The following is a 15,469-nucleotide window of genomic DNA, read 5'->3' as shown; positions in this document are numbered from 1 at the left end:
AGGGCCGGCCGCCGTGGAGGCTGGTGGCGGGGCCGGCTCCCCGCGGGCGAGAGCCAGGCGCCTCCGCACATGGCGTCCGATCTCTCCAGGTCGCGTGCCCCATCCGTGCCCAGCGGAGCGGACAACAGCGGTCAAATACGGTCTCCAGAGACCATAGCTATACAGCTCGCCGAACAGGAAAGCGCAGGCCAGATCCCCTTTCATAACCGGAGAGCCGCTGATTCCCAAGCTCAGAGCGCGAGTTCGATTCACGTCACCCGCTCCATGAGAAAGCTCCAGGCCAGCGGCCAGGGGCTTCTTTGCTGTCTGGACCAGTTCAAGGGCCGCACCAGATCCGCACGAGGTGGCTCGACCTCCGCGCGCCCCGGACCGCCAGCGGCCTCGACCCTCCGACACGTCGCCTTGACCGGGGGCACCGGCAGCCGCCCGCGGAAGGTGCAGGCCACACTCCGCCACCGCCTCGCCGCGAGAATCTGTCGCCAGACGTCAACGGTTTCACCTCGCAGCTGCCCTCCCGCCCACGCACGCCGGAGTTAGACGATCTTGGTATCGCGGTGCAGGAATGAGATCCTGTTCGCATCTGCATGCAGTGAACGCAGCTTTGCACGGGGGGACTTCGCACTGTGGCTGTAACCGTGCCCGATTGGGCCGACACCATGCTTGACCTGATCGGGATCAACTGGCCGAACGTCGACGAAGACGCGTACCGGGACATGGCCGACGCACTCCGGGAGTTCGCCGACGATGTCGAGGACGACGGTCACCTTGCCAACCAGCACGTGCAACGTTTGCTGTCCTCCGGCAGCGGTGAAGCCCTCGACGCGCTCAAGGGTCACTGGGGCAAGGTCAAGAACAAGCACGTGAAGGACCTGGCCAGTGGCGCTCGCACGATCGCCGGCGCACTGGACAACGCGGCCACGGCGATCGAAGCAATGAAGTACGCGGCAATCGTCCACCTGGGCGTGCTCGCCGGCAAGGCGGGCATCTCCATGGCGTTGATACCAGTGACCGGCGGGCTGTCCATGCTCATCGGCGGGGCAGCCATCGCGGTCGCCCAGCAGGCCATCCGCCGGATCATCAAGGAGTGCATGGAGGAGGTCGTCGGATACATCGTCTCCGCCCTGACCGAGCCGGCCGTCGCCGCGCTGGAGAACATGGCCGCGGATCTCGCTGTGCAGGTAGGCGCCAACATGCTCGGCCTTCAGGACGGCGTCGACATGAACCAGGTCGGCCAGTCGGGCAAGGAAGGCTTCAACGAAGGAGTGGCGGGGGCCAAGGATTCCCTTCAGCTCGCCTCGGCCGACGGCCCTGGCCCCGCACCCGGCAAGGGCGTGCACATCGAGCACGCGGAGCACACCCGCGCGGGCACCAAGCTCAACCTGGTCAGCGTCGACGTTCACGGCAAGACCGCGGGGAAGTTGTCCAAGGCCAGGACGTCTCACGGACGTACCCGCGGCAGGGACGACATCGCCGGCGCCCTGGACCCCGTGATCGACAAGGCCATGAAGGCACTCGGCAAGGCCAACAAAGCGATGGGCGACCACTTCGGCAAGACACTGCCGAAAGCGGTCAAGGAGATCTCCGAGAACCAGAAGAAGATCGAACTGGACATCAAGGAGATGATGTCCAAGGGCGTCAAGGTGCGGAAGGGCGACAAGGAAGACGGCCCACGCCCCGATGCTCCCCGGAACTCCGCCCGCACCAAGGCGGACGCGCTGAAGAACGCCAAGGACGAGTCGCGCCGTAACGCGATCTCGCTGGAGAAGAAGACCTGCGAGAACGACCCGGTGGACGTCGCCACCGGCGAGATGACCCTGCCGCAGACCGACCTGGCCCTGCCCGGAGTCCTTCCTCTCGTCCTTCGCCGGACCCATCTCTCCGGCTATCGCTACGGCCAGTGGTTCGGCCGCAGTTGGGCCTCCACGCTGGACGAGCGGATCGAACTGGACCCGCTCGGCGGGGGCGCGGTGTGGTCGCGGGAGGACGGTTCGCTCCTCGTCTATCCGCGGCTACCTCTGCCCGAGGACGACGACGGGGTGCTCCCCGTGGAAGGCCCCCGGCTGCCCCTCCGGCACGGAGGCCAGGCCAACAGCGAAACCAGCTACCTCGTCACCGACCCCCGCTCGGGACTGACGCGTTCCTTCCGCGGCGGCCCGTACAACGCGTCCCCCGCCTACTGGCTCAGGGAGATCGAGGACCGCAACCTCAATCGGATCGACTTCGCCCGCCTCGGGGACGGCAGTCCGACCGCCGTCGTCCACTCCGGGGGCTACCGGCTCGCCCTGGCCGTCGAGGACTCCCGCATACGTGAGCTGTCCTTGCGTACGCAGGACGGTCCCGTCACCGTCATGCGCTACGGCTACGACCCTCTCGGCAACCTCGACGCCGTCATCAACTCGTCCGGTCTGCCGCTGCGTTTCACGTACGACCCGGACGACCGCATCACCTCGTGGACCGACCGTAACGACTCCACGTTCCGCTATGTGTACGACGACGCCGGCCGCGTGATCCGCACGGTCGGCCCGGACGGCTATCTGTCGTCCACGTTCGCCTACGACGTCCATCCGGAGACTGGCGACCGCGTCACCCGGTACACGGACTCCCTCGGCGCGACCAAGGTCCACCAGTTCAACGACCGGCTCCAGGCCGTCGCGGAGATCGACGCGCTGGGCGGCGTCACCCACCGCAGCTTCGACCGGTACGACCGGCTGCTGTCCCGGACCGACCCGCTCGGTCGTACGACCACGTACACCTTCGACGATCGCGGAAATCCGGTCCGGGTCGTGCACCCCGACGGCAACGGCGCCCGGATCGAGTACAACGAGCTGAACCAGCTAGCCGCCGTCATCGGCCCCGACGGCGCGACCTCACGCCAGGAGTACGACGACCGGGGCAACCCGACGCTCTTCACCCGGCCGGGCGGGTCCATAACCCGGCTCACCCATGGCCCCAAGGGAGAGCTCATCGGTGTCGATGACTCCCTGGGCGCGCTGGACCGGCTGCGCTGCGACGCGGCCGGTCTGCCGCTGGCGGTCCGCGGACCGCTCGGTGCGGTCACCCGCTACGTCCGGGACGCGTTCGGACGCCCAGTGCGCATCACCGACCCGCAGGGACGCACAACCGAGTTGGAGTGGACGGTCGAGGGCAAGCTCGCCCGCCATACGGACCCCGAAGGCTCGCAGCAGTCGTGGACGTACGACGGCGAGGGCAACTGCCTCGTGCACACCGACGCGGCAGGCGGCGAGACCCGCTTCGAGTACACCCATTTCGACCTGGTCTCCGCCCGCACCACACCGGCCGGCACACGCCAGGAGTTCACCCACGACACCGAGCTACGCCTGACCCGGGTCACCAACCCCCAGGGTCTGACCTGGGACTACACCTACGACGCGGCAGGCCGTACCAGCGCGGAGACCGACTACGACGGACGCGCCCTCCGCTACTCCCACGACTCCTGCGGCCGACTCATCTCCCGTACGAACGGACTCGGCCAGACGGTCCGCTACGAACGCGACCTCGCGGGCCGGGTCACCGCCAAGGACGCCGACGGCAGCGTCACGCGCTTCGCCTACGACTTCCACGGCCGTCTGGCCTCGGCGACGGGCCCGGACAGCGAGCTGTCGTACGTACGCGACAGCTCGGGCAGGGTCCTCCGGGAGGTGTGCGACGGCCGCGAACTGGTCAACGCCTACGACGAGACCGGGCGGCGCACCCGTCGTGTCACCCCGTCCGGTGCCGTCAGCTCCTGGTCCTTCCCGGCCGGCCGCACCGCCGATCTCGATGCCTCGGGCCACCGTCTGAGCTTCCGATTCGACGAGACGGGACGCGAGACCGACCGCCGGATCGGTGACGCGCTGACCGTCGACCTCGCGTACGACCCGGCGGGGCGCCTGATCGACCAGCTCGTCCGGACGACCGGTGACCGGGTCCTCCAGCGCCGCACGTACACGTACCGTCCCGACGGCCATCTCGCTTCGTCCGAAGAGCTGACCGGAGGCCGCAAGCGACTGGAGGTATCCGGTGACGGCCGGGTCACCGGCGTCACGGCGGCGAACTGGTCGGAGCGGTACACGTACGACGAGGCCGGGAACCAGACCAGTGCCTCCTGGCCTGGCGCGGGCGACGCCTCCGGGCCGCGCGAGTACGCCGGAACGCGCATCACCCGCGCGGGCCGTGTCCGGTACGAGCACGACGCCCAAGGCCGGGTGATCCTGCGCCAGAGGACCCGCCTCTCCCGCAAGCCCGAGACCTGGCACTACGGCTGGGACGCGGAGGACCGCCTCGTCTCGGTCACCACACCGGACGGTACGCGCTGGCGCTACCTCTACGACGCCCTGGGACGGCGCTCGGCCAAGCAGCGCCTGGCCGAGGACAGGGCGACGGTGGTCGAGAAGGTGACCTTCACCTGGGACGGCGACACCCTCTGCGAACAGACCACTTCCACGACGGGCTCCCCGGATTCCGTCGCCCTCACCTGGGACCACGACGGCGTGAAGCCGGTGACCCAGGTGGAACGCCGGCTGGTGGACCAGACGGAAGTCGACAGCCGCTTCTTCGCGATCATCACCGACCTCATCGGCACGCCCCGTGAACTGGTCGATGAGCACGGCGAGGTGGCGTGGCGCACCCGTTCCGCCCTGTGGGGAGCCACGTCATGGAACCGCGACGCCGGCGCGTACACCCCCCTGCGCTTCCCCGGCCAGTACTTCGACCCGGAATCTGGCCTCCACTACAACCGACACCGCCACTACGACCCCGAGTCGGGCCGCTACCTCTCCCCCGACCCGCTCGGTCTGACCCCGGCCCCGAACGCGGTCACCTATGTCGACGACCCGACGCGGTGGATCGACCCGCTGGGGCTGGCAGGATGCCCCCACCGGAGCGGGGAGCACGAGCACAGCGTGGTGCTGGGCATCAACAAGAAGCCCGATTTTGCCTCGAATTCCCTCGCCGAGTATCTCCGCGCCAACGGCGATCCTGGAGCACACACCTACAACGGGGACAACTATGCCGGAGTCGAGGAAAGCGGGCCGGTCTGGATGACCAACGTGATGGGGGCCATCGGGGATCGCGGTACCACTCTGTCGATCACGCTCGACGGCATGCCCAACAGCAGTGGCAGGGTCGGGAACTGGAGCTCACCCGAGGATATTGTGGACGCTTTCCAGAACGCGGCACAGAATGGAGCTCCGTTCAACACCCTGCACGAGGACAACTACCCGGGCCAAGGCCACGGCACAGCATGGGAGATGAGCGAAGTCGCCTACGCAGTACGCAATTATGATGGGGCAGCCGCGTGGGGAGACCCAGATGACGAACGTCCTGGGCGACCGTGGGAGGAGATAAAGTGGTACACCCGAAACGAGGAGGGGGGATACGAGGAAGTCACCGTACTCAAGCCGAACATTCCCGAGATACAACCAGACCTGTCGAACCTGCCGACACACTTGAGGTAACGAAAATCATGGCGAGCAACGAAAAGTCCCGAAGTGCGGCTGAGGTCGTGGCAGCAGAGTGGTCCGATACCCTGTCCTACGGCAGGGACCTCATCAATCCGGCCGTTCCCCGGGCTGCTTACCAGCACGCGTCGCTGCGCGAGCTCTGGCCCATGGTCAGCCACGGCGTCCTGTACCTGAGCCGGTGCACCCGGTGGCCCTGGACAAACGATGTCGGTACGGCCTACCCGCTGGCCAAGGGTGGATACCGAGTGCGTCGCGAGTCCGACAAGTCTCTCCTCGGCGAGGTCGACACCGTCGAAGAGGCATACGCGTTGATCGCCGCCAGCCTTCCCGACGGTTGCGGGCCGGCCGTCGACGGAACCCCTGACGATCTGTGATCACACCACGGCGAGCAACGGTATATCCCGAAGCGCGGCCGAGTTCGTGGCGGCAGCGTGGTCGTTGTGCTGTCCTACGGCAGGGACCTCATCAATCCGGCCGTTCCCCGAGCCGCTTACCAGCACCCGTCGCTGCGCGAGCTCTGACTTATGGTCAGCCGCGGCGTCCTGTACCTGCGCCGGTGCACCCGATATCCCTGGTCTCGTGGCATCGGTACAGCCTTCCCTCAGAGTGGGGGCGGTTACCGAATACATCAAGGATCCGACAACGCTCTCCTCGGCGTGGTCGACACCGTCGAGGCTGTCAACTGGAACGAGTCGTACGCCTACGACCCCGCCGGCAACCAGTCCGCCACCGAGTGGCCTTCCTCCCACCGGGGGCACGCAACCACCGGCCCCCGTTCGTACACCGGCACCACCATCACCCGTGCTGGGCAGGCGCGGTACGAACACGATGCCGCCGGACGCATCACCCTGACTATGTGGAAAAGGGAGTGAATCGCGGCGTGTTCCGCAGTGCGGACGGCATCATGCACGTCGGCTTTCCGGGAGAGCAAAAGACGATCAAGATCAACAGGGTCGGAAAAATCACCGCAGGAGACGAACTCGGAAAGTTCGTCAGGATCAACGAACTCCCTGACAACCCACCGAGCTACTTGATCCTCCTCGCCGAGGACTCGGAGTTCTTCAACGGATGTGGGGATTACTGGGTGGAGAACCGTGAGGACTTGGATGGATTCTTCGCCGAAGCGCAGTGGGAAGTCGAATGGTCTCACCGGTGAAAAATCCTTCGCTATACGTGTACGCGCGAACGGAGATCACCGGCGTGGGTTAAAGGGCGCCGGACCGCACGGACGCACGTACGCCTATGCCATCAACCGCCACGGTCGCCCTGCGGCAAGCAAGTCCGCACCATCGCTCTCTGACCCGTCGCCCCACCCCGCGCCTGCACCTCGGGAGGGAGTCGCGCGGCCGACCCCGTGCCCCATCCGTGCCCAGCAGAGCGGACAACAGCGGTCAGGTACAGCTTCCAGAGACCACGGCGACCCCAGCTTCCTCGCAGGAAAGCGCAGGCCAGAGCCCTTCCGGAGACTCAAGTACCGCTGATTCCCAAGCTCAGAGCGCGAGTTCGATTCTCGTCACCCGCTCTTTGATGAAGACGCTGGTCAACAACCGGGGTCTTCTCGTGTTCGCCGTCGGCCTGTCGTGTAGGGGCTGTGGGGACGGCTGACCCGCGTGGTTGCGGGTGGGCGTGGTGCCCTAGCGTGTGCGGCAGTGAAGGGCGGCAACTCGCGTACGAGGAGCGTGTTTTCGGTGACACGTTGACGCTCACGTCGAGCTTCGACGAAGTGGGCCGTCTCTGTGCAGAGCGCTTCAGCAACGCTGGCCGCACGCTCATCAGCCGTACTTACAGCTATCGGACCGAGGCTGTCGAGTTGAGCATCCGACTCATCGGCGTAGCGTGGAAAACGCATGGGTCGGGCGCAGCCAGGTCGTGGAGTGGCCGGGGGACCATGCGGCAACCGGCGTCGAGGGCTGGGTATCTCAGGGAATCGCGGCAATGGCGCGCAAGGAGTGAGGTTGGTGAACAACTCATCGATCGAACGGTTGCGGGACCGCGTACGGGGGCCGGTGGTCACTTCTGACAGCGATGGCTACGACGAGGCGCGCAGGGTCTACAACGGCATGATCGACCGGTTCCCGGCGGCGGTGGTGCAGTGCGCCAATGCGGGCGATGTCATGGCTGCGGTCGACTTCGCACGTGACAACGAGCTGGACCTCGCGGTGCGTGGTGGTGGGCACAGCGTGCCCGGCTTCGGGACCTGCGACGACGGTGTGGTGGCCGATCTGTCCGGCATGCGAGGCGTCCGCGTCGATCCCGAACGACGGACCGCGCGGGTGGACGGCGGCGCGACCTGGGAAGACTTCGACGCGGCGACGGGCGCGTTCGGTCTGGCGACCACGGGTGGGATCGTCTCCACCACCGGCGTCGCGGGACTCACCCTCGGTGGCGGCATCGGATACCTCGCCCGCAGCCTGGGCCTGAGCTGCGACAACCTGATCTCGGCCGATGTGGTGACTGCGGACGGCAGGCTGCTCGTCGCGAGCGAGCACGAAAACGACGACCTGTTCTGGGCCATCCGCGGCGGCGGCGGCAACTTCGGCGCGGTGACATCGTTCGAATTCCGGCTCAGTCCGGTCAAGGACGTCTATGGCGGGCCCATCCTCTACGAGTTGGAAGACGCCGGCACGGTTCTGCGTTCGTTCCGCGAACTCATCGCCCACGCCCCGGAAGAACTCGGCGGCTTCCCCGCGTTCCAGATCGCCCCGCCACTACCGTTCATCCCGGAGAACCGGCACGGCGACACCTTCATCCTGATCGTCGCGTGCTGGGCCGGTCCCATGGATGAGGGAGAGCACGCCGTCCAACGGTTCCGCGATATCGCACCGGTGGTCGCCGAGCACGTCGGTCCGATGCCGTATTCCGCGCTCAACAGCGCGTTCGACGCGCTGGTACCGCCCGGCCTGCAGCACTACTGGAAGGCCAACTTCGTGACCGAGCTCAGTGATGCGGCGATCGCGGCCCACCTCGATCACGGGCCTCTCCTGCCTGCCATGAATTCGACGGTGCACATCTATCCGATCAACGGCGCCTGCCACCGCGTGGCGCCGGGGGACACGGCCTTCGCCTACCGGGATGCCACGTTCGCCACCGTCATCGCCGGAATGTGGCCGGACCCTGCCGACAACGAGACCAACACCGCCTGGGTGCGTGACTACTACGAGGCCACCGCTCCGCACTCGGAGGAGGGCGGGTACATCAACTTCATGGCCGAGGACGACCAGGACCGGATCAGAGCCAACTACCGGGGCAACTACGAACGCCTCGTCGAGGTGAAGAGGGCTTACGACCCCAGCAACCTGTTTCACGTGAACCAGAACATCAAGCCGTAGCGGCGACCCCGGCGCTCGTACGGCGGGGCCGTTACGTCCACGACGCTCGGGGCGCCCGGGTGGAGCGGCGGCTCGTGGGCCGGCCGGAGGTAGGTCGACAGCCGCCTTCTCACGATCCATCACCGACCTCGTTCGTCCCGGTTTCAGTGGGCGAAAGCTGCGTCACCCCTTCTTCTTGGGGTCTCGCGCCGCGTCTGTGCCGGGCGATACCGGCCGATCCTTTGGCCCTGGCTGTGCGGGACGTTCCGGGGTCTTCTCGGTCCTGTTGGCTCCCGTCTTCTCCTGCTGCTCTCCCGCCAACAACCGCTCGCAGTAGCCCGGTACGGCCTCCCGGCCGCCCGCCGCATTCTCAAGCAGGCCTGTTGCCGCCTCCCCGGGCGGCTTGCTTCGCCCCTCGGTTGCCGCAAGGTAGACGCGGCAGTGCGCGACGGTGTCCCGCGCCGTGTCCGGGCGCTCCTTGGGCGACGCCTGCGAGGCCGGCGGGGTGGGCGAGGCCGGCGGGGTGGGCTTCGACGCATGCTGTGGCGGCCGTCCCACGCGCCCCTCACCAGCCGATTCTTCGGCCGCGCCGGGTACCGTGGGCGCGTTCTGCCCGGGCTTCGGCTCCGCGCCACCACCGAACGGCGACGGGATGTCACCGGCACCCGCCGCCACCGCGACCCCGCCGAGTGCCGCCGCCGCGACGAGAGCCGCCAGTAGAGCCTTGAACGACCGTGACCAGCGCCGCTCATCGACCGGTCGCCAGTCGTCCCGTCTGCGCCGTCGGGGCGGCGGCGTCGCGTGCGCGCCTTCCTCGTGCGCCGTACGGAAGGCATGGAGCGCCTTCTCCTCGGCAGCCGGGCTGAGGGCGCCGGGGCGGCTCGCGACGTCGAGCAGCGTCTCCAGCTCAGGGGTACGGGGATCCACCGGTTCGGGATTCATGTCCCATCCTTCAGCATGCGGGGTGTTCCAGGCGTCGCACCGCGTGCTCCGGCCCGGGTGAGTTGCCCCGCCAGTCTCTTCAGCCCCCGGTATGCCGCGGTGCGAACCGCGCCGGGGCGCTTGCCCAGCACCCGTGCGCTCGCCGGCCCGTCGAGCCCGACGACCACGCGCAGCAGTACCGCCTCCGCCTGGTCGCGCGGCAGGCTCCCGATCAGTTCGAGCGCCTGCTCCGTGCAGAGCTTCTCCAGGACCGCGGCTGCCGTGTCGTGTCCGCCCGGCAGTTCCAGCATGTCCTGTTCCAGCAGTGATGTGCGCGGTCGCCGTTTCTGCCTGCGGAGATGGTCCAGGGCACGGTGACGGGCAATGGTCACCGTCCAACCCCGGAAACCCGCGCCGTCACCGCGGAAGCGGCCCAGGTCGCGCGCGATCTCCAGCCAGGCTTCGGACACCGTCTCGCACATCGCCTACGGGCCCCACGGCTACATCCGTGAGATCGACGCCACCTTCGAGCGGACCTGCAGCGGATCCACCCTGCCCGTACGGGGCGAGCTCCACGCCCGTATGCCCGAGCCGCCCGCGGAACTCGCCATCGGCGTACAGCTGAACACCACGGGCACGGTGGCCACCCGTACCGGTGAGATCACCGTCGGCACCACCACCACCACCTGCAACAAGCCGGCCCGCATCAGCATCAACGTCAGCGCCTACCAGACGCAGAAGCGCACGACGGCGACCGGTTCGCACGAGAACCTGATCGTTGTCTGCGAGCCCGGCTCCCCGGTTCCGTGGACCACCTCCTTTCCCAGCGACATCGATCCCACCGCCTCCTTCCAGCCCGCAACCGCCGTGCTCCGGGGGCTGGCCACCGCGGACGACCGTGACTACCCCGTGAGCGTCACCGACTTCCGGAGCGACGACATCACGCTCGTCAGGTCCTGACTCCGCGGCGGGCCCGGCTCGGCCGGGCCCGGCCTGCCCCTGTCCCGGGGCTTCCTTGCTGTGTCGGAGCCAGATCCTTCGCAGTGGGCGTACTTCACGGCTTGAGGCCCTTGCCCGTGTCGGTGAGCCTGCGGCCGAGGTCGGCCCCGGTCGACGCGTCTTCGAAGGGCACGTCCTCGGCCGCAGGCTCAGGCCGGAGGCCCGGGGCGCCCGAGGCCGGGCGTGAGGGCGAGGGTGGCCGCGACGGAGGCGGCGGCCATCACGGTCATGGCGGTCGCCGGCGACGTGAGCTGCGCGATGCCGCCGGCGATCGCCGCTGCTACACCCTGCATGGTGAACATCCCTGAGTGGTGCAGTCCGAAGGCGTGTCCCCTCAGCTCGCCCGGGACCATGGTCATCAGGCGTTCCTGGAGCAGCAGGTTGGCGGAGAAGCCGACCGAGGCCAGGGTCACGGCGGCGAGCGCCACGGGCAGCGCCGGGTGGAGGGCGAAGATCAGGTAGGGGGCGGCGAGCAACAGCAGCAGGGGTGGCGCACCGAGTCTCTCGCGCCACCGCGGGGACAGGAAGCGACCGGTCATGGTGTCTCCCGCCAGCATGCCCACCGCGGCGGCGGCGAACAGGAGCCCCGCGTGGCGTGGGGCGTGGGAGATGAAGAGCGACTCGCAGCCGACGACGAGACCGTTGGGCACCCACAGCGCCAGGTAGACGCGGCGCCGCGGCTTCGATGCCCACAGGCGCGCGTTGCTCCGCCAGGTCTCCCGCACGGACGGACGCCCCTGTGCGCGCGGCGGCCGGCTCGCGAGACCGATGCGGGCGACGGACGCGGCCACGACGAAGAGCGCGGCGCCTGTCAGCAGGGCCCCGCGGGGCGTCAGGACGTTGACGAGCACGGCGCCGACGGCGTACCCGAAGATCTGCAGGGTTCCCGCGCACATGTTGAGCACCGAGCGGCCGAGCAGGTAGCCCTCCGCGGGGACGATCTCGGTGAGCAGTCCGTAGCGCACCCCGCCGCCGACCGAGCCGAGCATGCCCTGCACTGCCAGGATCGCGAAGATCGTCGCGACGGACAGACCGGGCAGGGCCAGGACGGTGGTGACCGCTGCGAAGAAGAGTGCCAGGCCGGTGGTCGCGGCGCGCGGCGGCAGACGGTCCGTCGCCGACAGCAGGAAGGTCGCACCGATGATCTGCGCCAGCAACGGGCCGAACATGCTGAGGGTGGTGAGGAACGGTGAGCCCGTCGCGTCGTGGACGAGGGTCCCGATGGCCATTCTGCTGATCGTCTGGGCCGCCATGTGCGCGGCGGTGGCCGAGAGCAGCGGGGAAAACTCCGGAGCCCTGAAAAGCTCCTGGTAGGTGCGCATGGCCGGAATGTCGGCACGCGTTCCGGCACGGAGGTAATGTTTCGCGGGGTGGCGAAACCATTGGGCTGCTGGGAAGTCAACGCGGATACGGTCGCGAGCAGCCGGTTCGTCGTCCGTGAACGGCTGGCCGCCGATCCGGTCACCGCCCTGCTGGTGCGCGTCGCCCTGGGCAGGTATCGGTGGATCGCCGACTTCGTGACACCGGTGCCCTTCCGGGAGGGTGAGGCGCAGGGCGGTGCGGAGTGCCATGACGAGTTGGCGCGGATCCGTGAGACGCTGGCCGACACCGCACGCACGGACCTGGAGATCGCTCACCGGGGGCCGTTGCCGGATCCGTTGCTGCGCGCCGATCTGCCGGAGCGCATCACCGACCTGCTGGAGTGGGTGTGGCGGGAGACCGTGGCGCCCGACTGGTCGCGACGGCGGCGCGTCATCGAGGCCGATGTGGTCGCGCGTACACGCCAGTTGAGCCAACTGGGCTGGGCAGCGGCTCTGGACGGCATGCATCCGGAGATGCGTTGGCTGGGCAGCAACCGGCTACAGATCAACACCCGCGCCTTCCCGCCCCGGCAACTGATGGGCGCACAGCTGCTGTTCGTGCCGGTCACAGCGCGCAGAGGGTGGATCTCCACGGACCGTCCGGACGACCGCGGCGCGGTCCACCGCAACGCCGTGGTGTACCCCTGCTCGGGCACGCTGGCGGAGCAGGGGCGAACCTCCGCTCCGGAGGCACTGGCCAAGCTGCTCGGTGCCGGGCGGGCGAGCGTTCTGATGCTCCTGGACAGCCCGATGAGCACGACGCACCTGGTGGCGATGACGGGCCAGGGTCTCGGTTCGGTGGGCCGCCACTTCAAGGTGCTCCTGGATGCCGGACTGGTCGGCCGACGCCGTGCGGGACGGTCCGTGCTCTACTACCGCACCCCTGTCGGCGACGGGCTGGTGCGGGCACAGGACTCCTGAGGGCCGTCGTCACCCCTCATGCCTCATGCTCGTACGCACGCCTGTCCATTACGGCTCTCCCCCATGTCCACATTTCCCCATCGACGACCGGCCCGAAAGCGTCACTTGATCGGCCGGGCAAGTCCTGGATGTCACCGCCAGTGAGGGAGGAGTATGGGGGGCATGGGAGAACTCGTGGATCACGTCGACGAGCGTGACAGGGTCATCGGCGTCGTGGACCGGAGCGAGGCGGTGGCGGCCGGGTGGCTGTACCGCATGTCCATGGTGGTGTGCCGGGACGGGGAGGGTCGCTATCTGGTGCACCGGCGGCCCGAGAGCAGCTCGCGCTTTCCCGGCGAGTACAGCTGGCTGGTGGCCGGTGCGGTGGGGGCGGGAGAGTCGTATGCGGAGGCCGCCGCCCGTGAGCTCCGTGAGGAGATGGGGGCCCGGGCGTCCGTCCGCCCGCTGTTCACGTTCCTGTGCCGGGGCGAGCTGAGCCCGTACTGGTTCGCGGTGCACGAAGCCACCGTCGATCAGGAGCAGATAGCACCGCAGGCCGCCGAAGTAGCGTGGCATGGCTGGCTGTCCGGCGACGAGCTACGGGATGCGATGGCGAGCTGGAAGTTCGTCTCGGACAGCCGCGATGCCTACAACCGCTACATGCGACTCGCCACGGACCGCCCGCGCTGAGCCCGGGCGCCCGGTGGGTTTCGGCGGCCCGTTCATATCGGGCGTCGTTCCGTGGTCCGGGCGGGCCGCGCCCGGACCCCGCCGCCCTGGCGTCGCAGGTCCAGAGCCGCGAGGACCGTGCGCTCCAGCGCCAGCAGCAGGGCGAGTCCGATGGCTGCCACCACGCCCCATCCCAGGTCGGGAAGCCAGAGCAGCGCCATTTCCACCGTGCCGCCGAGCGTCGAGGGCAGCCACCACAGGAGCGCCGCCAGGGCCGTCGCGGCGGTGACGGACGCGGTGGTGGTCGCGACGATCCTGCGGCGGGAGCGGGCGCGGGCCGCCGCGCGTCTGCCGGGCAGGCGGCGCAGGGCCGGGGCGGCCACGGACAGCAGGAGCAGTACGGCGAGGGCTGCCGTGGCCCAGGGCAGGGCGGTGGCCACCGGGTCGGTCGGCGTGGTGCCGGGGTCCACTCCGGAGAGCAGCTGCGCCACCCCGAACGCGGCGTCGTGGAACTCCTTGGCCCGCAGCAGGTGGAAGGCGTTCTGCAGGACGATCACGGCCCGGTCGCTGTCCGGCAGCATGATGACCATGGCGTCGTAGCCGGGCAGAGATCCGTCCTTCCAGACCATGCGCTCCCCCGTGCCCCTGAGCGTGCCGACCGACCAGCCGAGGCCGAAGCGGTCCACGTCGCTTTCGACGTGGCCGCGCTGGCTCTCGGCGGTGCCCTTCGCCGAGAGCACCCGCCGGCCGTCCAGCCGGCCGCCGTCGAGCTGCGCGAGGGTGAACCGGGCCAAGTCCCTTACGGTGCCGCCCACATGTCCGTACGGCACGCCGGAGGTGTCGTAGGGCGCGTCGAAGGGGACGGTGACGCCGAAGACGGAACGGTGGCCGGGCGCCACCCGCTCGCGCTCGAAGTCCCGCTCGGTGGACACGGCGTGGTCCATCCCGAGCGGATCGAAGACCTTCTCGTGCAGATAGGCGCCGAACGGCCGCCCGGACACCTCCTCGACCAGTGCGCCGAGTACGGCGTAACCGGCGCTGGAGTAGGCGTAGACCTCGCCGGGCTCGGCGGCCGGGGCGATCTTCGCCAGGTCGCGCGCCGCGTCGGCGAGGGCGCGCGGCGCGTTGTCGTAGCGGTCGGCGATCTCGCCGGAGGCGGATGCGGGGATACCGCTGGTGTTGGTGAGCAGGTGCCGGACCGTCACGCGGTCGGATACGTCCCGGTCCGCGAGCCGGAACCAGGGCAGATACGTCCGTACCGGTGCGTCGAGCTCCACCCGGCCCGCCTCGACCTGCTGCATCACGGCGAGGCCGGTGACCGGCTTGGACACCGAACCCCACAGGAACGGCGTGTCCGGTGTGACCGCCCGGCCCCGGGCATCCTCGCCGAAGCCCCGTTGGTGCACGACGCGTCCGCCTTCGATGACGGCGAGCGCGGCACCGGGCGTGCCCGTCGCTTCCAGCCGGTCGCGGACATACGCGTCCAGCCGGGACCGGTCGGTCGCGTCAGCCTCGTCGGTCGCGTCAGCCTCGTTAGTTGCGTTGGTCGCGTCGGTCGCGTCGGTCGCCACCGTACGTAACTCCGATTCCTGGCCGTCGGGGGGGGGGGGGGGGGGGGTGTGTACACCCCCCCCCCCCCCCCCCCCCGGGGGGGCGCCCCCCCCCCCCCCCCCCCCCCCCGCGGGGCGCGGGGGGGGGGGGGGGGGGCCCCCCCCCGGGGGGCCCCGGGGGGGGGGGGCGGGGGGGGGGGGGGGGGGGGGGGTTCCCCCCCCCCCCCCCCCGCCGCCACGAGTGCGGCCCGGACCAGCCTCCCCGGCCCCGGCCCTGTGAGCCATCGGTGTCCCCGCGT

The 15,469-nt window shown here is 69.2% G+C and carries 10 protein-coding genes and 3 pseudogenes; 9 read left to right on the top strand and 4 right to left on the bottom strand.

What is annotated here, in order from left to right; translation table 11 throughout:
• Nucleotides 1-656: 656 nt before the first annotated feature.
• The 6 genes and pseudogenes from ACIQRW_RS25820 (at nt 657) to ACIQRW_RS25795 (ending at nt 8,791) form a co-directional block, all read left to right on the top strand.
• Nucleotides 657-5,456 carry a DUF6531 domain-containing protein gene (locus ACIQRW_RS25820; protein WP_403764763.1) on the top strand — a complete coding sequence of 1,600 codons (4,800 nt, stop codon included), beginning with the start codon at nt 657-659 and terminating at the stop codon, nt 5,454-5,456.
• Nucleotides 5,457-5,464: 8 nt separating this feature from the next.
• Nucleotides 5,465-5,836, top strand: a complete 372-nt coding sequence (locus ACIQRW_RS25815) for a DUF6193 family natural product biosynthesis protein (protein WP_403764440.1) — start codon at nt 5,465-5,467, stop codon at nt 5,834-5,836.
• Between the two features lie 150 nt (nt 5,837-5,986).
• Nucleotides 5,987-6,076: pseudogene (locus ACIQRW_RS25810) on the top strand (hypothetical protein); the annotation flags it as partial.
• Nucleotides 6,077-6,115: 39 nt separating this feature from the next.
• Nucleotides 6,116-6,313 (top strand): annotated as a pseudogene (locus ACIQRW_RS25805) (hypothetical protein); the annotation flags it as partial.
• A 5-nt stretch (nt 6,314-6,318) separates the two neighbouring features.
• Nucleotides 6,319-6,618, top strand: a complete 300-nt coding sequence (locus ACIQRW_RS25800) for a hypothetical protein (protein WP_403764438.1) — start codon at nt 6,319-6,321, stop codon at nt 6,616-6,618.
• 793 nt (nt 6,619-7,411) lie between these two features.
• Nucleotides 7,412-8,791 carry an FAD-binding oxidoreductase gene (locus tag ACIQRW_RS25795; RefSeq protein WP_403764436.1) on the top strand — a complete coding sequence of 460 codons (1,380 nt, stop codon included), beginning with the start codon at nt 7,412-7,414 and terminating at the stop codon, nt 8,789-8,791.
• 162 nt (nt 8,792-8,953) lie between these two features.
• Here the strand turns inward: ACIQRW_RS25795 and ACIQRW_RS25790 are convergent, their stop codons facing one another.
• Together ACIQRW_RS25790 and ACIQRW_RS25785 are read right to left on the bottom strand one after the other, a co-directional pair.
• A complete protein-coding gene (locus ACIQRW_RS25790; protein ID WP_403764434.1) occupies nt 8,954-9,712 on the bottom strand; it encodes a hypothetical protein in 759 nt (252 codons plus the stop codon).
• Nucleotides 9,709-10,167 (bottom strand): annotated as a pseudogene (locus ACIQRW_RS25785) (RNA polymerase sigma factor); the annotation flags it as partial. The pseudogene ACIQRW_RS25785 and the gene ACIQRW_RS25790, both read right to left, overlap by 4 nt.
• Between ACIQRW_RS25785 and ACIQRW_RS25780 the strand changes: the two are divergent.
• Nucleotides 10,076-10,651: a hypothetical protein gene (locus ACIQRW_RS25780; protein ID WP_403764776.1), complete on the top strand. Its 576-nt coding sequence runs from the start codon at nt 10,076-10,078 to the stop codon at nt 10,649-10,651. The pseudogene ACIQRW_RS25785 and the gene ACIQRW_RS25780 sit on opposite strands and share 92 nt — an antisense overlap.
• A 188-nt stretch (nt 10,652-10,839) precedes the next feature.
• Here ACIQRW_RS25780 and ACIQRW_RS25775 read toward each other — a convergent pair whose 3' ends face one another.
• Entirely contained in the window at nt 10,840-12,012 is a 1,173-nt protein-coding gene (locus tag ACIQRW_RS25775; RefSeq protein WP_403764432.1) for an MFS transporter, read from the bottom strand.
• A 60-nt stretch (nt 12,013-12,072) separates the two neighbouring features.
• Here ACIQRW_RS25775 and ACIQRW_RS25770 point away from each other — a divergent pair, with 60 nt between their 5' ends.
• Both ACIQRW_RS25770 and ACIQRW_RS25765 read left to right on the top strand, forming a co-directional pair.
• Nucleotides 12,073-12,972, top strand: a complete 900-nt coding sequence (locus ACIQRW_RS25770) for an ArsR/SmtB family transcription factor (protein ID WP_403764761.1) — start codon at nt 12,073-12,075, stop codon at nt 12,970-12,972.
• 162 nt (nt 12,973-13,134) lie between these two features.
• Nucleotides 13,135-13,641 carry an NUDIX hydrolase gene (locus ACIQRW_RS25765; protein ID WP_403764430.1) on the top strand — a complete coding sequence of 169 codons (507 nt, stop codon included), beginning with the start codon at nt 13,135-13,137 and terminating at the stop codon, nt 13,639-13,641.
• 32 nt (nt 13,642-13,673) lie between these two features.
• Here the strand turns inward: ACIQRW_RS25765 and ACIQRW_RS25760 are convergent, their stop codons facing one another.
• A complete protein-coding gene (locus tag ACIQRW_RS25760; protein ID WP_403764428.1) occupies nt 13,674-15,191 on the bottom strand; it encodes a serine hydrolase domain-containing protein in 1,518 nt (505 codons plus the stop codon).
• Between the last annotated feature and the right edge of the window lie 278 nt (nt 15,192-15,469).

The organism is Streptomyces sp. NPDC091287 (assembly GCF_044768525.1).
Classification (GTDB): domain Bacteria; phylum Actinomycetota; class Actinomycetes; order Streptomycetales; family Streptomycetaceae; genus Streptomyces.
Note: the sequence above shows the minus strand (reverse complement) of the source record. Positions and strands in the feature narration are given on the sequence as shown.

What these genes read in the sequence shown, in the direction of transcription:
- ACIQRW_RS25820 (WP_403764763.1), top strand. Translation starts at nt 657, where the DNA reads ATGCTTGACCTGATCGGGATCAACTGGCCGAACGTCGACGAAGACGCG.
- ACIQRW_RS25815 (WP_403764440.1), top strand. Translation starts at nt 5,465, where the DNA reads ATGGCGAGCAACGAAAAGTCCCGAAGTGCGGCTGAGGTCGTGGCAGCA.
- ACIQRW_RS25790 (WP_403764434.1), bottom strand. Translation starts at nt 9,712, where the DNA reads ATGAATCCCGAACCGGTGGATCCCCGTACCCCTGAGCTGGAGACGCTG.
- ACIQRW_RS25780 (WP_403764776.1), top strand. Translation starts at nt 10,076, where the DNA reads ATGGTCACCGTCCAACCCCGGAAACCCGCGCCGTCACCGCGGAAGCGG.
- ACIQRW_RS25775 (WP_403764432.1), bottom strand. Translation starts at nt 12,012, where the DNA reads ATGCGCACCTACCAGGAGCTTTTCAGGGCTCCGGAGTTTTCCCCGCTG.
- ACIQRW_RS25765 (WP_403764430.1), top strand. Translation starts at nt 13,135, where the DNA reads ATGGGAGAACTCGTGGATCACGTCGACGAGCGTGACAGGGTCATCGGC.